Source organism: Mesorhizobium sp. WSM4307 (assembly GCF_007003945.1).
Classification (GTDB): Bacteria; Pseudomonadota; Alphaproteobacteria; order Rhizobiales; family Rhizobiaceae; genus Mesorhizobium.
Window position 1 is genome coordinate 425,146 of record NZ_VFTB01000007.1, and the last position, 21,572, is coordinate 446,717.

Annotated in this window: 21 protein-coding genes and 1 pseudogene; 14 read left to right on the forward strand and 8 right to left on the reverse strand. The window is 59.6% G+C overall.

The genetic code is table 11. The features are described from left to right. Window positions 1-63: 63 nt before the first annotated feature. From FJV83_RS19550 to FJV83_RS19605, 12 genes are all read left to right on the forward strand, one after another. Complete coding sequence (locus FJV83_RS19550; protein ID WP_179302416.1) at window positions 64-672, forward strand: lytic transglycosylase domain-containing protein; 609 nt, start codon at window positions 64-66, stop codon at window positions 670-672. Between the two features lie 12 nt (window positions 673-684). Further along, window positions 685-999: a TrbC/VirB2 family protein gene (locus FJV83_RS19555; protein WP_023720448.1), complete on the forward strand. Its 315-nt coding sequence runs from the start codon at window positions 685-687 to the stop codon at window positions 997-999. A gap of 3 nt (window positions 1,000-1,002) precedes the next feature. Next, window positions 1,003-1,296 (forward strand): VirB3 family type IV secretion system protein, encoded by a 294-nt coding sequence (locus tag FJV83_RS19560; protein WP_006339854.1) that lies wholly within the window; start codon window positions 1,003-1,005, stop codon window positions 1,294-1,296. Further along, window positions 1,293-3,695 (forward strand): VirB4 family type IV secretion system protein, encoded by a 2,403-nt coding sequence (locus FJV83_RS19565; RefSeq protein WP_142886625.1) that lies wholly within the window; start codon window positions 1,293-1,295, stop codon window positions 3,693-3,695. Before FJV83_RS19560 ends, FJV83_RS19565 begins: the two co-directional genes overlap by 4 nt. After that, window positions 3,679-4,836, forward strand: a complete 1,158-nt coding sequence (locus FJV83_RS19570; protein ID WP_095776132.1) for a lytic transglycosylase domain-containing protein — start codon at window positions 3,679-3,681, stop codon at window positions 4,834-4,836. Before FJV83_RS19565 ends, FJV83_RS19570 begins: the two co-directional genes overlap by 17 nt. A gap of 9 nt (window positions 4,837-4,845) precedes the next feature. Beyond that, window positions 4,846-5,580 (forward strand): type IV secretion system protein, encoded by a 735-nt coding sequence (locus FJV83_RS19575; RefSeq protein ID WP_095776133.1) that lies wholly within the window; start codon window positions 4,846-4,848, stop codon window positions 5,578-5,580. Between the two features lie 182 nt (window positions 5,581-5,762). Further along, a complete protein-coding gene (locus FJV83_RS19580) occupies window positions 5,763-6,806 on the forward strand; it encodes a type IV secretion system protein (protein WP_057143244.1) in 1,044 nt (347 codons plus the stop codon). Between the two features lie 65 nt (window positions 6,807-6,871). Continuing rightward, window positions 6,872-7,591, forward strand: a complete 720-nt coding sequence (locus FJV83_RS19585) for a type IV secretion system protein (RefSeq protein ID WP_095776134.1) — start codon at window positions 6,872-6,874, stop codon at window positions 7,589-7,591. Beyond that, window positions 7,588-8,382 carry a TrbG/VirB9 family P-type conjugative transfer protein gene (locus FJV83_RS19590; protein WP_179296593.1) on the forward strand — a complete coding sequence of 265 codons (795 nt, stop codon included), beginning with the start codon at window positions 7,588-7,590 and terminating at the stop codon, window positions 8,380-8,382. Before FJV83_RS19585 ends, FJV83_RS19590 begins: the two co-directional genes overlap by 4 nt. After that, window positions 8,382-9,845, forward strand: coding sequence for a type IV secretion system protein VirB10 (gene virB10 / locus FJV83_RS19595; RefSeq protein ID WP_095776136.1), 1,464 nt, complete (start codon window positions 8,382-8,384; stop codon window positions 9,843-9,845). Before FJV83_RS19590 ends, virB10 begins: the two co-directional genes overlap by 1 nt. Beyond that, window positions 9,842-10,867, forward strand: coding sequence for a P-type DNA transfer ATPase VirB11 (gene virB11, locus FJV83_RS19600; protein ID WP_095776137.1), 1,026 nt, complete (start codon window positions 9,842-9,844; stop codon window positions 10,865-10,867). Before virB10 ends, virB11 begins: the two co-directional genes overlap by 4 nt. Window positions 10,868-10,879: 12 nt before the next feature. Then, entirely contained in the window at window positions 10,880-13,027 is a 2,148-nt protein-coding gene (locus FJV83_RS19605; protein WP_095776138.1) for a type IV secretory system conjugative DNA transfer family protein, read from the forward strand. Between the two features lie 145 nt (window positions 13,028-13,172). Here FJV83_RS19605 and FJV83_RS37065 read toward each other — a convergent pair. The 3 genes and pseudogenes from FJV83_RS37065 to FJV83_RS36485 form a co-directional block, all read right to left on the reverse strand. Further along, window positions 13,173-13,343 (reverse strand): annotated as a pseudogene (locus FJV83_RS37065) (LysE family translocator); the annotation flags it as partial. A gap of 32 nt (window positions 13,344-13,375) precedes the next feature. Further along, on the reverse strand, window positions 13,376-14,989 hold the full coding sequence (locus FJV83_RS19615) for a hypothetical protein (RefSeq protein WP_095804229.1): 1,614 nt from the start codon (window positions 14,987-14,989) through the stop codon (window positions 13,376-13,378). Window positions 14,990-15,900: 911 nt separating this feature from the next. Further along, entirely contained in the window at window positions 15,901-16,044 is a 144-nt protein-coding gene (locus tag FJV83_RS36485) for a hypothetical protein (RefSeq protein WP_179296594.1), read from the reverse strand. Between the two features lie 240 nt (window positions 16,045-16,284). Here FJV83_RS36485 and FJV83_RS19620 point away from each other — a divergent pair, with 240 nt between their 5' ends. Continuing rightward, complete coding sequence (locus tag FJV83_RS19620) at window positions 16,285-17,220, forward strand: XRE family transcriptional regulator (protein WP_142886626.1); 936 nt, start codon at window positions 16,285-16,287, stop codon at window positions 17,218-17,220. Window positions 17,221-17,398: 178 nt separating this feature from the next. Here FJV83_RS19620 and FJV83_RS19625 read toward each other — a convergent pair whose 3' ends face one another. The 3 genes from FJV83_RS19625 to FJV83_RS36490 are packed head-to-tail and all read right to left on the reverse strand — an operon-like array spanning window position 17,399 to window position 18,117. After that, window positions 17,399-17,722, reverse strand: coding sequence for a hypothetical protein (locus tag FJV83_RS19625; RefSeq protein ID WP_095776142.1), 324 nt, complete (start codon window positions 17,720-17,722; stop codon window positions 17,399-17,401). After that, window positions 17,719-17,928, reverse strand: a complete 210-nt coding sequence (locus FJV83_RS19630; protein WP_142886627.1) for a hypothetical protein — start codon at window positions 17,926-17,928, stop codon at window positions 17,719-17,721. The genes FJV83_RS19625 and FJV83_RS19630 overlap by 4 nt, the downstream gene beginning before the upstream one ends. Before the next feature lie 15 nt (window positions 17,929-17,943). Then, window positions 17,944-18,117 carry a hypothetical protein gene (locus FJV83_RS36490; protein WP_179296595.1) on the reverse strand — a complete coding sequence of 58 codons (174 nt, stop codon included), beginning with the start codon at window positions 18,115-18,117 and terminating at the stop codon, window positions 17,944-17,946. Window positions 18,118-18,532: 415 nt separating this feature from the next. Between FJV83_RS36490 and FJV83_RS19635 the strand changes: the two genes are divergently transcribed. Continuing rightward, window positions 18,533-18,784 (forward strand): exopolysaccharide production repressor protein, encoded by a 252-nt coding sequence (locus FJV83_RS19635; protein ID WP_095776145.1) that lies wholly within the window; start codon window positions 18,533-18,535, stop codon window positions 18,782-18,784. 83 nt (window positions 18,785-18,867) lie between these two features. Here FJV83_RS19635 and FJV83_RS19640 read toward each other — a convergent pair whose 3' ends face one another. After that, the gene (locus FJV83_RS19640) at window positions 18,868-21,105 is read right to left on the reverse strand and encodes a relaxase/mobilization nuclease domain-containing protein (protein ID WP_142886628.1); all 2,238 of its coding nucleotides are present in this window, start codon (window positions 21,103-21,105) and stop codon (window positions 18,868-18,870) included. Further along, complete coding sequence (locus FJV83_RS19645; RefSeq protein WP_095775673.1) at window positions 21,102-21,509, reverse strand: ribbon-helix-helix protein, CopG family; 408 nt, start codon at window positions 21,507-21,509, stop codon at window positions 21,102-21,104. The genes FJV83_RS19640 and FJV83_RS19645 overlap by 4 nt, the downstream gene beginning before the upstream one ends. Window positions 21,510-21,572: the final 63 nt, after the last annotated feature.

A 21,572-nucleotide genomic window follows, 5' to 3' on the forward strand; every position in this document is an offset into this window, starting at 1 on the left:
TTAAATTTTGGCGACAGTATGAACACTCGAACAGCTCTTCTGCTCACCCTGTGTGCCGCTACAATGCCCTTGGAAGCGCACGGCCGGGATCTGGCATCAGACCGCGTCGCGGTCGCCTTTGCAACGCCGGCGCAAGCCCTTACCTCAGTCGGGGCGCAGAGGCCTGGGGCGTGCAAGACCGGAAACCGTACTGAAGTCGCCGAACTTGTGCGTTCAGTCGCGCTGGACGAAGGCTTCGACGCCGATCTGGCCGAGGCGATCGCATGGGCTGAAAGCGATCTCGGCGCCAATCAGGGTCCGTCCAAGGCCGGAGCCCTTGGGATCATGCAGTTGATGCCGGGGACGGCGGCCGATCTCGGCGTGAGCGACCGTTGCGATACGCAGGCGAATGTTCGGGCTGGCTTGCGCTATCTGAAGTCACTCTATGACGAGTTCCAGGATCCGCTGCTGATGCTGGCGGCATATAACGCCGGGCCCAACAGCGTCTACAAGGCGCAGGGCATTCCGGTGAATCCGGAGACCGCGGAATACATCGTGAAAATCCTCAACCGCTGGAAGTTCGGCGGTGTCGCGAAGAAGCCCGTCCTGACCAAATCCGAAATGCTCGCGGCCGGTCCGCCAGCAAGAGGAGACGCTTGGCAGGAGGGTCATGTCATGGATTTCGGCAACTGAAAGGAGCCAAGGGTGGAATACAGGAAAGCAGGCAAATTTGCTCTGAAACTGGCCTTGGCCTCGGCGGTCGGAATAGCTCTGGCGCCAGCCACCGCATACGCCCAATCGGCGGCGCCAGTCGAAAACGTGCTGGAATGGTTCGTCGGCGTTCTGCAGGGCAACATAGCGCGCTCATTTGCCATCATCGCGGTCTGTTTTCTCGGCTTCCTCGCCATGACGGGACGGCTGGCGTGGATGATGGCTTTTTCCATCATCATTGGCATCGCTCTTATCTTCGGCGCTGCCCAGCTGGTGGACGCGGTTCGCGCGACGGCAGGAGGCAGCTGAGCCATGGACGACGAGGAAGTCTATGTCGAGCCGGTCAGCCTGCCCCTGACACGCCCCCCGATGAAATGGGGGGTGCGCTATGAAGTTTTTGCACTGAACGGCATCCTGGCGGTGATCGGCTTTATCGCCACGAGCAGCTTCATGCTCGGTCTTGGTGTGTTCGGCGTGGTGCATCTGGTCAGCGCATATCTGTGCCAGCGCGATCCCTACATCTTTCATATTTTCGAGCGGCGCGTCTCCAAACGCGGAGCGGTGGCGAACCTCACCTTCTGGGGGGCGAGGAGTTATTCGCCATGAGCCTCGATGCAGACCTGAAATTTGGCCGTGAGCGCCGCCGCGAAAAGCCGGCGGCGATGCACATCCCCTACCTTCGCCATGTCGATGACAATCTGATCGTGACGAAGAGCGGCTTTCTGGTCGGCGCCCTCCAGCTCAGCGGCCTGCCATTCCAGACAATGGACCAGGCCGAGTTGAACAGCCGACTGTTCAACCGCAACACGACGTTCCGCAATCTCTCGACCTCTCGCTTTGCGGTCTACACAACGATCATCCGCCGCCACGTGACGCCGGAGATCGAAGGCGACTTTGACAATCCTTTCGTGGCCGAGCTCGACGCCCGCTACATGGATGAGCTTGGGTCGAAGAACCTTTTCGTCAATGAGGCGTATCTGACGGTCATACGGCGCCCGATGGTCGGCCGGGTCGGCTGGGTGGACAAGGCGCTCAATGCATTCCGCATCAGCACCGCTGGCGAAGAAACCCGCGAAGAGGCAATAGCCGAACTGCATGACATCCTGGACGGGATGGTCAAGGATTTCACCGCTTACGGGGGGCGTCTTCTCGGTGTAGTAAAGCGCCGCGACAGCTTCTTTTCCGAGCCAGCCGAATTTCTAGCGAAAATCCTCGCCGGCGGTGGCGACGTGGAAATGCCTCTGCCGCGCATGTCCCTTGGCGATGTACTGGCGACGCGGCAGCTGTTTTTCGGCAAGTCGGCCCTGGAACTGCGCGGGCCGGACGCAGCCAAGCTCGGCGCCATGGTGTCGATCAAGGAATACCCGCCGTTCACTGCTCCGGGCTCATTGGACGGTCTCTTGCGCCTGCCGCATGAGTTTATTCTGACGCAAAGTTTCGCGATCGAAGACCGTGTCACGGCGATGCGCAGGATCAACACTATCGCGAACCAGGTCGAGGGTTCCGACGAGGCGGGCACGACGGTCGAGGTCTCCGTCCACGACGGTGCCGACAAGCTGGCCGGCGGCGAAGTCGTCTTCGGACAACATCACATGAGCGTCATGGCATTGGCGCCGGACATGACTGGTCTCAATCGTGCGCTGTCCGACATCACGGCCGAACTTTCGCGCATGTCGATCGTGCCGGTCCGGGAGACACTGAACACGGAACTGGCCTTCTGGGCGCAGTTGCCGGGAAATTTCAGCTACATCGCGCGACGTGCGTTGATCTCGTCGCTGAATTTCGCCGGCCTTTTTTCCGGACACAATTTCCCGTCCGGCCAACGTGACCGGCTGCATTGGAAACGGCCCATAGCCTTGCTCGAGACGACCAGCCAGACAGCCTACTATTTCAATTTCCACGTACACGATGTCGGGCACTTCACGGTGTTCGGCCCGACCGGCTCGGGCAAGACCGTGGTGCTGTCGTTCCTGATGGCGCAGGCCATGCGCATCATGCCGCGGCCGCGATGTGTTTATTTCGACTACATGCGCGGCGCGGAGATCTTCGTTCGGGCGCTCGGCGGTCGTTACGAGGTGATGGAACCCTCTCAGCCGACCGGGTTCGCGCCATTGCAGCTTGATGACACGGCGGAAAACCGTTCTTTCCTGGAAGATTTACTCCTCTACATTCTGACGCCGGAAGGCGGCGCGCTTGATGTGGCCGAGATGCGCGTCATCAACGCGGCCGTCGACATGATCTACAAGATACCGCGCGAACAGCGGACCTTCGACCTGCTGCCGGAAGTGCTGCGGGGCTCGCTCATGCCTGGCATGAATGATCTGGCGGCGCGGATACAACCCTGGCTCGACCCGAAGGACAAGGGCTGGCTTTTCAACAATCCCGTCGATCTGGTCAATTTCTCGAAACCCGTTGTCGGGTTCGACATGACGAAGATCCTGGGCGACCGAAAGCTGCGCTCGGCGGCGTTGCTCTACATCTTCCATCGTCTCGAGGACGTCATCGACGGCTCGCCGATCATGCTTTTCCTCGATGAAGGCTGGAAGCTGCTGGACGACGAGGTTTTCGCCGCTTTCATCAATGAGACGCTGAAGACCATTCGTCGCCGCAACGGCGTTGTCGGCTTTGGCACGCAGACAGCAGAAGACGTCGTCAACTCCTCCATCTCGTCGTCACTGATCGAGCAAACGAAGACCAACATTTTCTTCCCCAACCCCAAGGCGAGCAAAGAATCCTACGTGGAGCGCTTCTCGCTGACAGCGAAGGAATTCGAGTTCGTGCGCCGAACCGCGAAGGAAACACGCACCTTCCTCGTCAAGCACGACAGCGACTCGATCATCGCCAAGCTCGATTTGTCGGCAATGCCCGATCTCATCAAGGTCTTGTCCTCGAACGAAGCCAACAGCAAGGAATGCGCACGGCTCCGGGAGACCTTCGGCGACGAGCCGGAGATGTGGTTGCCTTACTTCTGCGGATGGGAGGACGAGCATGACGAAGCGGCTTAGCAGCTTTTGTCTGGCCGTGGCTCTCTCGACAGCGGAAAGCATGACCGTGGCTGTCGCTCAGATCGCGGTCATCGACGGGCCGAACCTCGACAAGCGGCAAGAGGACGAGCAGCACAGCACGAAGTCAGATGAGTCTAAGAAGGACGAAACCGACAGGAAGAAAAGCGTCGTCTGCACCTATTCGAACAAATACCGCTCGCAGATGTTTCGCCGGTCGCCTGCCGAAGCGTTGCAACGCGACGCGGGCAACGTGAAGATGATCCGCTATTATGCGCAAAAGTACGGTGTGCCCGAAGGCCTAGCGCTGTCCGTTGCCTATCAGGAATCGCGCTTCGACACATGCGCCGGGAGCCACACCGGCGTCAAGGGCGTCATGCAGCTGACCAAGGGCACTGGCAAGTCCATGGGACTGGACCGCGACGTGAACGAGCAGAATGTCGAAGGCGGCGTCAAATATCTCGGAATGGGCGTGAAGCAATGCGGCGCGACGAGTTACAGCTGTCTCGCCTCCTTCTACAACGGATCGAACGCAGGCGAGCAGAACCAATGGGCCGGCGGCGTCGGCCGCTGGAACAGCTACTTCAACGACTATGTATCGAGCGGCAAGGCTCCCGCCGCCGCGCCGCCACCATTCTCGATCGTAACGGCCGACGGCGCCGGCGGGACGGCTCAGGAAGCGGCCATGGGCACGGTGAGGAAGGCGGCTGGCGGCCTTGATGCAAGCTCATCGCAGATGGGCGCCAACAATGCTGCAATCGACGCGCTGGCGGGCAACGTTGGCCAGGTTACCGAATACAAGGATGCGTGGGAGCTGAACTCGTCGGCTCGTGGGATCAACGCCGATGTCACCAACCAGTACCTCGCCCAGGCGGGGGATTTTACGACGTTGCTGGCCCAACTTCTATCGTTGCAGAATGTTCAGGCATCGCAGTCGTCCAAGCTGGTGCAACAGCCGAACAGCGGCTCTCCAAACCCGTTCTCTTGTGATCCCGCGGAATTGGAGCGGTTGAGGATCGATCGCGGCCGGTGGCTACCATGCGCACTTGAGAACGCGGCGGCAAGCTCGGCCGACAGCAGCTCGATGACCATCACCACCGACCCTGCTGGCGCTGCCAGCGTGATCAATTCTCTACAGCAATAGGAGGCTGACATGAAAAAATTCGCGATTGCTGCCAGTCTGGCGCTTTGGGCAAGCACGGCCCACGCACAGATTGCCGTCATTGATGGCGCCAATCTCGATGTCGCCCGCAAGAATGCGGACAACACCAACTCCATCATGGATTCGAACAAGGATATCCTGAAAAAGAGCGAGGAGATCCTGCAGGCTCTTAGCGGCAGTCGTGACGGTTCGCTCGGGATCGGACAAATGGGTCTTGGCGGCAACATGTCGATTGCCCAGGCTCCCTCGTTCGGATCGATCCTGAACGGCGGGGCTCTTTCGTTTGGTGGCCTTTCGCCCGAAATCCAGAAAATCGCAGGCGCCGTCATCAATGGGCTCCAGCTGGTGAAGCAGCTCCAGCAGATTGCCGGCAAGGAGACCAGCGCCGTCAACACGGCCTATGGCGGCAGCGTCAATGTGGCCTCGCTGCTAAGCGCATTGACCTCGCAGGCTTCGCAGGGCGTCACCCAGCGCCAACAGTCCCTCCAGTCCGCGAGTGGGCAGATCGGGCAGTCACAGGACGTCAAGGGATCGGTGGACCAGAACACCCGAATGCAGCTGGAAAATGCGCGCGCGGTCAACGAATTGATCGGTGTCCAGAACGGCGCGGTCGCGGCCCTGAATGAGAAGCTGAAGGGGGACCTTCTTCGCCAGAGCCAGGTCCAGAAGATGATGACGCCGCGCAACGTCAATCCGTTCGCGGAATTTGGCAAGAGCGGAGGCTAGCGCTTGTCGAGGCGAGTGCTGCGCATATGCGCTGTAATTGGGCTCGGCGCAGTGCTGTTTGGATGCGCAAATCGCGAACGGAAAGCGCCGTGCGGGCCTTTGGCGTATGCCCGCACCGACGAATGCGGCGCGCTAAAACCGGTCAATTCAACGCCGTTCGCCAGCATCATTGACGAGGATCCATGAACGGTCTCGCCGCAAGCATTCTGGGTGGCATTGACAACATCGGCGAGGACTTCGTCCGCACCGTCTATATGCAGTTGGGCAATGCGATGGGCAACGTCTTCACCCTCATGCTCACCCTCTATATCGTGTGGTGGGGCTATTCGATCCTGAGCGGGCGGGAGTCGATTTCGCCGCTCGAAGCGGCCTATCGCCTCGGTCGCGCCGTCATCATCTATCTGCTGCTGACCGGATGGGGCACATTTTCCGCGACGATCTATCAGCTTGTCCAAAGCATTCCAGATGAGGTCGGCAAGGTCATCGTCGGCGCCGTGTCGCGAGCCACCGGCAATCAGCTCAGCGATCAGGCGGCAATTCCGGCGCTCATCGACAACCTCTACAAAGGGGCCCAGGACGTCGCCAATCAGGTGTATAGCGGATCCTTCTATGACATCTTTGGCGCGCTCTTGTCGCTGCTCGTCCTGCTGTCGGCCATCATCTTCGCAGCGCTTGCCATTGCCGCGATCATCGCCGCCAAGGTGATGTTGTTCATTACGCTCGCCCTGGCGCCGATATGGATCATTCTTTGGCTTTACCGATGGTCCTCGCGCATGAGCGAAGGCTTTCTTTCGCTGACCACCTTCCTGATGATCCAGCAAATCCTGATCTACGGCTTTCTCGGTTTCTACTTCTCGCTCGTCAATGCGGCGCTGAACACCGCCACATCAGGTGGAGCGACTATGGACAGCAAGATGTCGCTGGTGCTGCCCCTGGTGCTGGTGACGATCATCGGGATCTACGTTCTCATGCAGATACCCTCGATTGCTTCCATCCTGAATGGCGGCGGGTATCTCAGCACCGTGGGCGCATACAACCCTTATAGAAACTTCGGCACAAACGCCGTGCGCTACTCCGGTGCACGATGGGCCGCCGGCCGCGCCGCTCGGGGCGCCCGGCAGCTCGTGGCAAACAGCTTCCGATCCCCGCGAGCAGCCAGGGCGGACGACGCAGCTCGGTCCGCCATCCAGCAAGGTGCGCGCGATAACGCCAGGCCTCTGGCCTAGAACACACAAACGATCATCGATCGCGGCCCTGATCAGGATGCGTCACGCAAACGAGGCAATAGTAAGTGTCAACTCCATCGGAAACAGCTGCTAACAGCGGCAGCGAGCTCGTCGACAGACGCTATTACAGGGCGGGCGCCACCTGGGAAGACGACACGCACAGGTCAATGCGCCGATCGCGCACATTGGCCTGGATCGTCAGCGGCATTTCAGGGCTGGTTGCTGTGCTTTCGCTGCTGGCGCTCGTGCTGATCCTGCCGCTCCGGCAGTTCGAACCCTACGTTGTCGAGGTCGACAAATCGACGGGCTACCTCGAGATCATGCGCGCGCTGAAGCCCGGAGATTTGTCGCAGAACGAGGCCGTCACGGCGGCCAATCTGGTGCGCTACATCAGGGCCCGCGAAACCTACGATTCCCGTGAACTGAAACAGAATTACGACCTGGCGCAGCTCTACTCCACCGATGCCGCGTCCAAGGATTTGACATGGCTTTATACGCCTGCAAATCCACAATCGCGGGACAAGATTTTTGGCCGCAATGTCACCGTCTCGGTCGAGATCAAATCGGTTTCCCTGCTCAATCGCAACACTGCCTCGGTGCGCTTTGCCACGACGACGCGGCGGGACAATTCATCCACCGCCGACAATTGGGTGGCGGTGATAAAATTCCGCTACACCTCGACGCCGCTCAAGAACGAATGGCGTTTCGACAACCCGTTGGGATTTCAGGTTACGGATTACCGCCGCGACCAGGAATCGGCGCCGGCCGCGGGGAGCCTGCAATGAGACGGCGCGTTGGCCTCGTTTTGTCAGCCGCCATTCTGCTCGGCCCTATCCACGGCGCGGCCGCACGCGATGGCCGCATCCGATATGTCACCTTCAACAATGACGACGTGACCACCGTTCGCGCCGCTCTCGGTATTTCGACGATGGTCGAACTCAGTCCTACCGAAGTCATCGAAACCGTCTCCGCCGGCGACACGAAGGGCTGGTCGATCATCCCCAAACGCGGATCGCGATTTCTCTTCGTCAAGCCGCTGGAGCGCGATGCGTGGACCAACGTCAACGTCGTCACCAACCACCGTGTCTACTCGCTACTGCTGCAGGGGACTGACAATGATCGCGACCGGGCATCCTTCCAGGTCCGGTTCAAATACCCGGACGAGGATGTCAACGCGCGCCTGCTCTCACAGGCCAAGGAGAGCGCCGCCGATCCGGATTTGAAGGACCTGAACTATGCCGATCTCAATTACGACTATGCCTACAAAGGCGATGACAGCCTGAAGCCACGCACCGTATTCGACGACGGCACCAAGGTGTTTCTGGAGTTCAAGGGTGACATTCCGGCGATTTTCGTCGTCGACGACAAGCGCCATGAGTCGTTGGTCAACGTTCGCACTCAGGGCAAATACACCGTCATCGACAAAGTCGCGCGCCAATTCACCCTGCGGGCCGATGGCAAGACGCTCTGCCTGTACAACCGGGCGCGACCCAACGCTATCGATCCAGTCGAGCAGGTCTACGGTCCAACGAAACTGACAGGTGGGTCCCTGTTCGGATCCAGCGGAGGGCGGTGATGACCCAGATCGATTATAACCAACTGGACGGCAGCCCGACGGTCGCGCGCCGCGGTGCGGGCGTGGGAACCAGGATCGCCCTGGTCGGCCTCGGCGTGGTGCTGGTGGGCGCGTTGATATGGCTGAACTGGCCTCGAGAGCCGGTATCGCGCGATCTTCGCAGCGATGGCGAGGAAAACTTCAACCCGCCAGAGTTTCGCCCGCCGGCGTTGAACGAGCCGCCGCAACCGGCCGACGGCACGATCGACCAGATTGTGGTGCCTCCACCGGTCGACGACCAGAAGGGCACGCAACAAGCCGACAATGTCGATCAGACCGTGCAGGAGGGTGCGGATCTCGATGCGCAGCGGCGCGCACTGGAGGCGCAAATGGCGGCCGAAGAGGCTCGCCGGAAGGCCGAGGCGGAAGAAGCCCGCCGCAAGGCCGCGGCTGACGACGAGGCTCGCCGCAAGGCTGAGGCCGCCGAGCATGAAAAGGCGGTATGGGAACGCCTGCGGTCGAACCAGATGGTAACAAATGGTGAAACCGGCGCGACGGATGCCGGTGTCCAGGCGGCACAGGTCGAAATCGCGCCCGATGGTCAGATCATACCGGTCCCCGGCGCCGACAGCGATCCCAACAAGGCATTCCTGGCACAGTCAGAGGCAAGTTCTTCCAGTATCGTCAAAGCCAAAATCTTCCGACGCACCGATGCGTTGATCCCTGAAGGAACGATCCTTCGCGGCTATTTGGAAACAGCTGTTAACACCGACCTTCCCGGCGCGGTGCGCGCTGTCGTGCGTGAGGATGTCTTTTCGCTCGACGGCAGGCGGGTTCTCATTCCAAAGGGCTCGCGCCTGACCGGAGAATACCGCTCGGGGCTTGCGCGCGGACAAAAGCGTGTGTTCATCGTCTGGAACAGGGTCATTCGCTCGGACGGCATTTCCGTTGATATCAAGTCACCCGGTGCAGACGCGCTCGGCCGCGGTGGCATGGGCGGCCGCGTCGATACGCACTGGGTTGAACGGTACGGCAACGCCATCATGCTTTCCGTCGTTGGCGGCGTCTCTGAATATCTGTCCTCGCTTGGCGACAGCAGCCAGGATGGACAACAGCGCCAGGTGTCGACGATCGATCCCGTAACCGGTGAAACCACGACCGTAACTTATGGTGGCAATGGTTCGCAGCGCGACGCCCGCGGCATCGCGTTCGACAAATCATCAACCGCCCTGCAGCAACTCGCGCAAGAGGCGTTTCGCGACACGCAGAACATTGGCCCGACAGTCTATGTCGACCAGGGCACATCGATAGTCGTGCTGGTGCGGCGAGATCTCGATTTCTCGGACCTGTACGCCGATCCCGTTCAGCAAGAAGTCGCACGTCTGAAGGCAGGAGGGCGGCCGAAAACGGCGATTGATCCGACGCCTCTTTACGCGACGCCAAAGGATCATTTTTATCCCGGCTATGGGAGCCCGGTGAAATGAACGCCGTGCATCCCCTCCCCGACCCTTGGGCAAGAGCCCCGGTACTGCGCGCGCATCTGGAACCGATCTGGCCCTATTTGAACGAAGATGCGGTATCCGAGATTGCGATCAACAGGCCAGGTGAATTGTTCATCGAACGCCTCGGCGCGAAGGAAATGGAGCACGTCGTCAAGCGCGAGGTCACGCCCGGCTGGATTAGGCATATCTCGACGGGCGTCGCCTCGGCGACAAATCAGGTCATCAACGAAGAAAAGCCGGTCCTGTCGGCCGCGCTACCCTCAGGCGAGCGCATCCAATGCATCTTGCCGCCCGCAGCCCCCGAAGGCGGGGCGATCTCGATCCGCAAGCAGGTCATCATGGACATGGGCCTTGATGCCTACAAGGATCTCGGCGCATTCGAAAACACGGCGATGGGGAGCGGCCTGGCGCTGTCAACTGAGGAAAAGCGACTTGTCGAGATGCTGCAGGACACTTCGCCGATGGAGTTCCTGCAGTATGCGGTGCGCAACCGCGTCTCGATCGTCGTTTCAGGCGGCACGTCGACCGGCAAGACGACGTTCTTGAATGCACTCCTGAAGGAGATCCCGGCTCATGAACGGATCATCACGATCGAAGACACCCGCGAACTGAGGCTGCCGGCTCCCAACAACGTCACCCTGATAGCCTCGAAGGGGGACCAGGGCCTTGCCAAAGTCTCCGCCCAGCAGCTGCTTGAAGCCTCGCTTCGCATGCGACCCGACCGTCTGTTGTTGGGCGAGTTACGCGGCGCTGAAACCTTCGCGTTCCTCCAGGCGATCAACACCGGCCACCCGGGTTCGCTCACCACCGTTCATGCCAATTCCGCCCGATCCGCCTACGAGCGGCTGGCGCTCATGGTCATGCAGGGCAGTACGGGCCTTTCACGAAGCGAAATCCTCGACTATCTGCGCGAGGTCATTCCGGTGGTCGTCCAGATGGTCCGCAGTGAAGGCGGACGGCGCGGCATCAGCGAGATCAAGTTCACCAAGGCGGAGACGATCTAGCGAGGCCTATCCATGCAGAAAATCGCAACAGCAATTTTCATGGTGCTCATGGCGATGGCCATGGGCGCCCTGCTCTTCACGGTCGCCTATGTCGCGACAGATTGGTACCGGACTGGCTCCCACGTCCTGTTTGACCAGCTGAACGCCAATCCCTTGCCGGTTGTTCGTCAGGCCTGGGCTGACGTGACTGCGAGAAATTTTGATCGGGTGCAATACGCCATTGCCGCGGGATTTTTTGGGTTTCTCTCGCCACTGGTCAGCTTGTTTCTCATGCGTCCGAGAAAGCGCAATGACTCTCGCTTCATGACTATGAGCGACATATCGAAAACCGGCCTGACGAAAGTGGGCGGCGTCTTCGTCGGTCGAGCTGGCGGCAAGCTCGCCGAAATTCTGTCGCCCAGCCGCGATCAGCGCTCCGGCAAGATCCACTTGAGGCAGCGCAAGCTGATTGGTGGCAAGAAATTGTGGATTGATGGCGATGATATCGGCGGCTTCGTCATAGGGCCGCCGCGCTCCGGTAAGGGCACGTCGCTCATCATCCCGAACGCCTTGACCTGGCCGCATTCGCTCGTGGTTCTCGACCTGCGGGGCGAGACCTATGCGGCGACTGCTGGTTACCGTTCAACCATGAGCCGCGTGGTGCGTTTCGCGCCGGCTGATCCGGACGGCAATACCGCATGCTACAATCCCATGGACTTCATCTCGCTGGACTCAGCACAGCGCGACATCGACCTTCGCAACATCGCCGCGGCATTGTTTCCGCGCCCCCCTTCGAACGCTGACCCCTACTGGGTTAACGACGCCCGCCTCCTTTTTACCGGCATCGCGTCTTTCGTCATGGAATCGCCCGCGATCCCGACCGAGAAGAAGACCTTTGCCACAATCCTCGAGATCATGAACGGCGCCGAGCGGCCGCTCCTCGAATTCATCGGCTCGCTGCGCGATGAACGCCGCCGCGAATGCTCGCATTTTACGCTGCAAACCGTGCTGCCATATTTCGAGATGTCTGAGCGGCAGTTTTCCGGAATCTACGCCGGCGTGCGGACCGGCATGGCCCCCTTTCTCAACGAGCGCCTGATGCGAGCTACCTCGCGCAGCACGTTCGATATTCGCAAACTCAAACGCGACCGGATCTCTCTTTATCTCGACGTACGGCGCGAGCAGATCACCTCGCTTGGACCGTTGTTCAACGTCCTGATTACGCAGATGATGAACTTCATGTCGGAAACTATGCCGCGTCCGGACGAGCATCCGGTGCTTGTGCTGCTCGACGAGTTTCAGAACCTCGGCAAGCTCGAGAACGTGACCGAAATGGCGAGCGTGCTCGGCGGCAACGGCGTTTCCATGTGGTTTTTCGTGCAGTCGCTGAAGGCCGTAGACGAGATCTATCGCCAGGAAGGGCGCAAGACGCTCATCAACGCCGCTCGCGTGCAGATCTTTTTTGGTGCGCAGGACGCGGACGATCTGCGCTACGTTTCCGAGCAGCTCGGCGAAACGTCGGACGTGCAAAAGGACGTGACGCGCACCAAGGCAACGTTGTTCGACACATATTACACGCGCTCGGAGCACCGCAAGGAAGTGCGGCGGCCCCTGATGCGGCCAGATGAAATCCGCACGCTCGACAAGAACAAGGTCATCATATTGCCGCGTGGCGAACTGCCAATCCTCGGCACGCGCAATTTCTATTTCGCCGACAGTCAGATCGCCAAACGCGCGTTCATGCCCCTGCCCGCCTCTGTCGAGGTTTCGCGCACGAAAAGCCCCGCGTTGGACGCTTCCGCGGCGGTTCCATCTCCTGCGCTCCCGACGATTGTGCCGACAGCACCGGCGTACCGCTCAGGCCTCTCGCAGACCCGCCTGCGGCGCGGCGCAACATTTGCCGCAAAAGCAGGCCCTATATCTCCGCCGCCGGGCCGGCGCGCATTCGTAAAAGAACGGCTGAAAGCAACAGACGCTGAATCCGTACCAGCTTATGCCGCTATAGATTTTTCTGCTTTGGCAGCCAAAGCGGTGACAACACGCATAGCGCCCGACAAAGAAGCGGCGGTTGCGGCGATCTTGAATAGGGTGCGGTCTCTGCGCGCCAACGCATCCGACACCGAGACTTTCGATCGAAATCTGACCATCGTCGAAGATGCTTTGCCTGATCTAGTCGATTAGCCCTAGCAGTCTACGGCGATCGCCGACAGCTAGCTCCCGGCCGCATTTTTGATGCGCCAGACGCCACGTAAAGCGGTGCCAGAGATACCCTCCGCCCCCGGGACTTGACCCCTCGCTCCCGCTCCGCGTTGTTGAGGAGATCCTTTCAGGTTCGCCAAAGCAGGAGCCGCAGCCCCGCAAAACCAAAGGCGACGGCTAAAACAACTTCAATGCCTCGCCGCGCACGCCGATACATCCTGACCATGGGCTGCGTGGAAAACACGACGGCATACCCGCAGAATATTATAACGCTCAGCACCGCACATCCTGCAAGGATGATGATGACGTCCGTATACTGCATAAGGGGGTCTAGGTGTCCTCGCGACCGTTGGCCTTATGCATCGCACCCCACAATGGTATAACCTCACCGACCTTGAATGGGAACTTCCTCGCCGGCAACGTCAAGGCATATTCCGGATTTCTGATCGTCGTGAGCTGCCATGCCCGAAACTCGGGTAGGCGCGTCTTGGCCAGCGTTTCCAAGACCTCATCCTCGGTCGAAACGGCCAGCAAGTCGTCCAGTTCCCCGATTGAGCAGAAGATAACGTCGCGCTTGTCCTCGGGCAGCATGTCAGGCTCATTCACAAGTAGGGCCTCCGCCTCTGCCCTTAAAGCAGGCAGCTGGTTGTCCTCAAGGTGGAACCAGCTGTCCATGGTGAGAACGACGCCATAAGCATCTGGCGCCACCGTCTCGTCGCTATAAATCCGCCGGCGCGCCCTGGAGAAGAATTTCCAAAGCTGCGACATGCCCTTGGCAATCTGGCTAAATCCCTTGGGGGCCTGCGCAAGCGGGTCATCCGCATATTGGGCGGCAAACGTGAGCTTGGTGGCCTTGCATTCAAACACCACCTTGATAGTGCCCTCGTCCTTGAGGAGCAAATCGGGCGTTCGCGCCCGGGTCAGCTTCGGCCCATACTCGCTCTCACGCATCACGCTAAAGCGCGGGCACCTCGCCTCGATGAGCTTCTTACCATACGCCTCAAAACGGTCGGTCGCCTCCGCAATTAGAGATTGCGGGCCGCTCACCAGGTCATAATAGAGCCCCGACGTCGCGCGAAACATTATGAGCTGCGGCAGGGGGGCAATGTACCTGTCCATCAGTGACGATGAGATAATGGGGTGGAACCTGAGCGTGCTCGGCAGGTAGGAAACCCGCCACTCACTGTTCTGCGTCAGCTCATGAATGCGGGCCTGTGCTTCGCTGCGTTGGTCGGTTAGCTCCTTCGAAATCAAGTCCAGCGTCAGTCCAATGGCTTCAGGCCGCATGGGCTTCAAGGCCGACGCGTCTGGCGGTTTATTCCACGGCAGGCGAAAGGTCTGAACATGCAGTGCCAAGCAACTCATTGCGAACTCATCCATGGTCAAGCCGTGCTGGGCTTCGAAGTAGCTGGCGCAATTCCCCTGCCCGTAAACGTAGTAGTAGCGGTACATGCGCTCGATGCTGAAAAACCCGCGTTGCCATGCGAACTGCTTGTGGCCCAGCTTCTGCATGAAGTTGAGAATGTTGGAATTGTCGATGAGCCGGGTCTCCTCGGCTGCCTCGGCTGCTTTGAGGAGATTGATGAGTATCCTGGCGGTGTCGAACTTCCGGTAGGTTTCCTCGGGCGCAACCCGATTGGACAAGGTCTTGGGAGTTGACAGTAGGAGCAGCAGCAGGTTCTCCAATTCCCATTTCGGCATGAATTGGTTATTCCCTAAACGCGCGCCTGCAGCGCTGTCTGGGTAGGCAAGGAAGGGGCTAACGTCTGGTGGATTGTCCGACTGAAGAGCGTTAACCGCCCATAATATCTTCAAGGTCCCGAAGTCGTTGACGTTCGAGAGGTTCCTAAGCAGCCGCTCCCGCGTGCTTTTGTGCTTTCTGAGCGCGAGCATTTGTTTCGGTGAATCAGCCATATTTTGTTCGAGCCCGCCCTGCTGTATCAAGGTATGAGATTCCTAGTCAAAAGCACAGCAGCCACGATGCTTAGTGAGGCGTTATGAAAAATTGGGCTGTGTTTGCCTGCGCCGTAGCAGCACTTAGCGTGAGCAGTCCAGGGCAGACTCTGAAGGCAGGTGCCCTAAACAAATATTGTCACGAGGATTTGGGGTCAGCGGGCGACTACATCTCCGGCTACCTCGATAAGCTCTGACCCAATCGTGCATCTCTTAGGGGATGTAGAGCGAAGGGTTCCCGCTGAGGTCCGCGAAATGCGCTCGTAGAGTAGCGTGAACCTCCAAGATGGGAGGTAGGGAATTTTGTCCTCCTTGGGCGATCGACCCGGAAATCTCGGCGGGGGGTGCTCGATCAAGGATGCTGAGACCGAGATTACGCCTTTTGAACGCGCGCAGAATCGAGAGAAACGGCAGCTTCAGATCGTGCGGCCGACAGCACTCGCCATAGCGTCGATCTGACCCGCAGCTGCAAAGCTCGGCATCCTTGAACTGGGTTAGCCGATAGTAAGGGTCAGGCTGCCCGAGATCGTCCGGCATAGCGTGCTGACGTCCAGGCCACCGATCAAATACCGCCAAGTGGAGATGACGGAGCGCCCAAACGCTGTAGAGGTCGAGCAACGTACGCAAGTCGCCGCCAGGCGACCAAGCCTTGTCGAGCATCGGGTGATAAGCGCACACCGAGCCATCAGGAAAATTTGTGTGTCGCGGGCCGATCCACTCGACCTGCCCGTCTTGATCCCAGAAAGCCCATCCGCGCGGCTCCACCACTGATATTTCTGGCAAGGCGATAAGGAATATGGCTTCCCGTCCTAGGCCCTCTACGACGCGGCTGCGAGCGAGAAGCCATACTCCATGGTCATCGGGGAGGAGAGTTGTGCCGGGGTATGCCCGTTGCACATTCTCTAGCTGCCCGGCGTAGTTGCCGGCGAGGCCGACGATCCGTGATCCGGCACGGGGCGGCCGTGATCGATCGGACGACCTTTGCCGTCGGGTGGACCTTTGCCGTGCTCGGGTTGCGGGTCCTCCCGCTCTTTGCTGTTGCTCATCGCTTTTCTCCTGGACAGTCGTTGAGAAGGGCTGTGGATCGAGGATAACGAGGCCCCCGTCCTTCACCCGAACGGGCCGGCGCGCGTCCAAACCGTCGCCAATCCGCTGCAACTCAGCCAGCGCATCGTCGGCCAACAACGCTTCCATTTTGCTTGCCGATGTGCGAGTCTGTGTCACCAGCACAGGATGCATTCTGAGGCGAAGTGTGTCAAGGCGTGCTGATCGCACAATTGGTGAACATGGACGAATTCGAAAAAAAACTCGTCGGAGCGGTCCGCGAGAAGCGCGAACGCGAAGGTCTTAGTATAAGAGCACTGTCGGGAATTGTAGGGATCAGCTTCTCCACCTTGGCTCGAATCGAGCGGGGCGATGGATCGCCCGACAACAATTCCAAGATTAGGCTGTTGGAGTGGCTCGGCCCGGACGCCGACGAACACGAGCTTGGCTTTGACCGGGTGGCATTCGTCCACTTCCGAGCCGGAAAGAACGCGTCCTCCGGGACCGTGCAAACCCTGTTGCAGGCAGCCATGTGTCTTCGTCAGCACTACGCTAAGGGTGACATAACAGAACCGGGCGGCGCGCCGACAGATGGGGACGTTATCGCCATGTCTAAGGAGGAACTAGAGCAGACGGCCGAAGATTTCCGAAGGGACTTAGGATTGAAGAAGAACGATCCACTGGATCCATTCTATTTGGTCGTTGATTCGGTCACGGTGGATCGACTGCAAGACTCATCTTGTATTCCGGGAAGGACAAGAAACACTCTTGCTGGACCCTCGCGCAACGAGTGGTCCGCGATGAGCGTTCCCTTAAGTGCTGATCAGGATAGCTGGGTTATCTTCCTAAACGACTGCCATACTGTTGAGAGGCAAAGAGTAACGCTACTTGAAGAATATTGGCACATTCTTGCCGGTCATAAGCTAACCAAGATAGCTAAGATCGCTGGCTCTTTCGGCCGGACATATGATAGTGCTGAAGAACATGACGCCTATTTCCTGGCATCGGCCACTTTGCTTCCAAGAGATGCGATTAAGCGTATGGTCTCGGACGGCAAGAGTGCCCCCGAGATCGCGTCCTTCTTCGGGACGTCACCGGAACTTGTTGAATATCGAATAAAGCGGCTAGGGCTATGGCGCGATCATATTGGAAAGAAAGTGAGCCTCGCCAAACCCTAATGACGTTTTACAATGCGTCGTTACCCGGTTTCCGATCATTGCAGAGGAAGCTTTTCACCCCCTGATTGGCCAGTCTTGGAAGGATCGAAGGCGCCAACCTCTGGGGCAGTTCGCGCCGGTCTTTTTCCATTTGGTCGGACGGCTTTGTCTGCCCGACCGCATCGCAGTGACGTCGTTCTCACAGTTTTCGGCGCTTCTTGGCCTCTAGGTCCGGTGGGCATTGGTCGCGGTTCTCCCCGCTGTAGCGGACAAGCCGCGCGATTTGTTCATGCAAGGAGGTGGAGCGCGGCAAGTCGGGGAATGCACCGCTTGTCGCCGTCTCGACAATCGCGGTGCGCACAGCTTCGGGGATCTCCTGCCAATGCATCAAGGTCGCGGCAGCAAGATACTGTAGCGGTATCTGAACGTCCTTCTCGAAGGATCTCGACGGCACGCGGCTTTCTCCAATGCATTGCGGGTAACGCGTATAGGAGTTCGGCCTATCGCGCGACGCCTGTTTCATTCGCTGGTTTCGAGGTTTCTCAGCCCGTCCGCAATAAGTTGCAGAGTGGCGATCAGGCGCTTGTATTCCTCGATGATATCGGCAGAGAAATGCGCGAGCTGAACGGCATCGCCCCAATCGTGTGACGCTTCCCATTCGATCATGTCGCGGCAAACCTCAATCTGTTGCTCGCGGATTGCCATTCGGTCGGCATTGGTTGGACGCAAGCGCCATGCTCCTGATCAAGAGCCGTGGTCTACACGCTCGGCTATGTCGAAAAGAATGCCGCGCGCGGCGATGTCTTTCTTTGACGCGTTCGGGTGCCGTGCCGCCCTGATCAATTGCTTGGGCATCATATCTGGCGTCACGATCCGCATCAGAGTCTCGCTGATCGCCTGCAATTCGGTTGCATCCATCGGGAAACGCTCCGTCCCCTGGCTCCCCACCATTAAGCTTAGCAGAGCGGCTTTATTAGCTGAAGCTAAATTCACGTTACATGGAACTCTCGCCAGCCGATCCTAGCGGTTGAGCGACAATGTGTGGCCGATAATCGCCAGCGAGGAATTTGCGCGGCCATGAAGAGGGGTATCATATCGCCTCAGCCGGCGAGCCCCATCGGCCCGCCGACTTGGATCACTAAGACAACTGGCTTTAACAAACCACGCCGTGACTCCGGACAAGCGGCGCTAGGCGATGCGACGTCGTGCTGCACCGATATTTGAAACCGGATAATTGCGTAATTGCCAAAATTAGTGAAACCTTGGTGGAGGGACATAGGGCAAAAGGGGACGTTCTCGAACCGCGAAGGTTCCGAGATCGGCTGGGCAAAGCATGTATTTTCCGCAGTTTCTGGTGGGGATGTCTGCCACAACGAGCGTGGCCGCAATCTGGGCGTACCTTGAAACCGGATCCGTCTGGGCGGCGCTCGGATGGACTATCCTTGCACTGGTCCTTCTGCAGGTTGGATACTTCGGCCTGGTCGTTCGCTTGATATATAAGCGAGCATTGGGAGCCACCGACACAAGGTCGGCTGCGGTCGACCCCACACAACCTCTGGTGTTTTGGTCTTCTCAAATGGCCTAGAGCAAGTCCTGTTTAATCCGGTTCATATCCTGCGGCTTTGAAGGAGTTAGCACATTCGGCTGGGGTGAAGATGTCGACTTTGATCAGCGCTCGTAATCGTTATCATTCGAGCGCTGAGTCTTGCGGTCCTGCTCTTCAGCCTGCTGAGTCTTCTGCTTGTTCGCGTCCTTCTGCTTGGGTCTCATCTCCTGCTCGTTGCCGGTGCGCGGCTGCTCCGAGTGGCGGGGATCGTCCCGAGTTGGAAGGTCTCGCCCTCGCGCCTCGCGTTCGGGGATCGGCTCGCCACTGCCACCACCACGACGCTGTTGCTGCCGCTCGAACTGCAGCCGCGCGAGACGGTCGTGCATCTTGTCGTTGACCTCTTCACGATACTGTTCGAACTGTCCTTGATGCGCCGGAGGCAGCGTCTCGCGCATGTTGTCGAGAGCCTGATTGACGCGGGCCATCTGACGCCGCATTTCCAAAGGGGTTTGCGCCATGTTCAAATCTCCTATCAGTGCATTCAATTCTCTCATACCGGGATGGGACAGGAAAGACTTCTGCCCCGATTGATCAGCTCCGCGATCCGCGGCAGGACCTGACTCCCCCTCGCCTGTCCGATCGCGACGGAACCGCAGAAAATTGTTGCCGATCGACTCCGCTGCCGTGAGAGCCTGACCGACTACGCCCGCGGTCCGCATCGTCGTCACAGTCTTTTGCCATGCGGCAGCGATTGCGTCGCCGTTCATGACAAGGGATTGTCCATCCAAACGGCGTTGCCGCTTGGCCTCCACTCGCTCGATCGTCCTGGCGCTAACCTGGTAGCGCGGATCGCTCTGGGCGCGGCTGTAGGCTCCGGCGTGCTCCTTCGTGAAGGGCCGCGTCATCGCATGATCCATGCGCCGCGTCGCCACCATCGCAATGCCGTTCTCGCGTGCTTTTTCCGCAAAGGTCTCGCGCCAAGCGACAATATCTGGCTTGTAGAATTTCAGGCGTTCGCCGTCGGCTGACCGTGCCTGGACCATCGCGTGGATATGGACGTGCTTGGTGTCCTTGTGATGCGCCAGGACGAACTTGTATCCTGGCGCTCGCTCCTCCATTACGGCGCGCGCCGCGGCCATGACCGCGTTGGCATCGGTGCCGGCCTTTGCCGAGAAAAGCAGGTGATAGGCATTGCGGCGTTCACGCCCCGAAAACTGCGGGCGCCATTGTTCATAGACCGAAGCCGCCGCCTTGGCGGGGTTCCTCGCGCCCCGAATTGGCTCGCCGTTCGCAGTGCGGACGTCTTTGTTTGTACGGATGAACTTTTGCAAAAAGTATTTCGCTTTGGGTTCACGGCTGACGGCCGCCGTTACCTCTGCCTTGGCGACCACCCCCGCCGCGCCCATGGCCTCGGACAACCGCGCCTCGATCTTGTCGAGCGCCTTGCTGCGCGAATTCTCCCGCCCGCCGGCCAGCACCTTGGCGAGCGGCCCTGCCCGCTCATCAGTGTGCGCGTATACCTCCACCGTCTGACCATCCCGAGCATAGATGAATGGTTTTGCGTCGAAGGCCTCGCTCAACGCCTCGCTCAAGGCGGCATCGCTGACCTCGCCGGCGAGATCGAAACGAACCTCGATAAAATTGGTATTTTCCAGGGGTGGTTCGAACGTCTCGCAAAACATCTTCAGGAACGCCTTTCGTGCGCCGCCTGTCGCAAGGACCTGTCCATCCTCGTCAAAAATCTCGATGTCGTGTTTCTCGCCTTTTTCGTCTTCGCGCTTTCCGATGTAATTGAGCAGCCGAGCGGCGGCTTCCTTGGTCGATGGCGGATTCGGCATGACCTTGAACACAGCAGGCTGCGCGCCCGCCGCATAGCCTGCCCGTGCCGCGACGGCCCGCGCCTGATAGGCGACCCGCGCCACTCGCCCTGCACCGCTCGAGAGACTCCCACGACGGCCGCCGCCGCCGCGCCGCTTCCAGTCTTCCTCCTCCTCTTCCGGCCGGAATCCGGCGAGCGTAGCGCCATAGACCATGATCGGCGCGCTAGCGGCATTGGGGGTGGTCGCAGCCACGGCGGACTTCGGAGACTTGCTGGCGACGGAGCTCCCCACCCCTCCTGTCCCGCCCGGCGACGAACGAGGCCCCTTCCAGCCGCCACTTACCGTCGAGCCGGCTTGTCCTTGCCCGACCCGTCCCCCGCCACCGGTCCGTTCAAAACTCTTCATCGCCTGGAATTCGCTGGCCTCGCGTCGGGTGCCCGTCAGTGACTTGTCGTCGTCCAGCTCCTCACGCTTCATGCCGGCCTCGCCCCGCAGATAGCGTTCGATTTCGGCCGCATAGCCAGCAAGACGACTGCTCACGGCCTGACCTCCCTCGCCTTGCGGGACCCGCCAGCCATCGCCTTCAGTTCCTCGCGGAACTGCCGCACCAGGTTGCCTACCGCCATCAAAGCCTGCTCAATATCCTCATCATAGGCAACTCGGCCGTCGTCCATGGCGCGCACGGCCTGATTGAAATTGATGCCGACGCGCCGCAGCTGATCGGTCATGTCTACGATCGCCGGCCGCAACGCCTCTGAGGCCACAGGCAGGTGCCCAGCCTGAGCCCGCACCAGACGCCGGACGACCTCACTGACGGTTGCGCCCTCCCGCTCCGCAATGGCTTTGAGGCTAGCCAGCTCGTCAGCCGAAAACCGAATGTGCGTCACCTCGCCATAGCGTCGTGACGCACTCTTCACCGCTGCTTTCTGGGCGTCTGCGTTCATCTCTCAAGCCCGCTTGCGGGCGCTAAGGCCTGCCAGGGCCGCGCCGCCTATTTTGTGTGTATC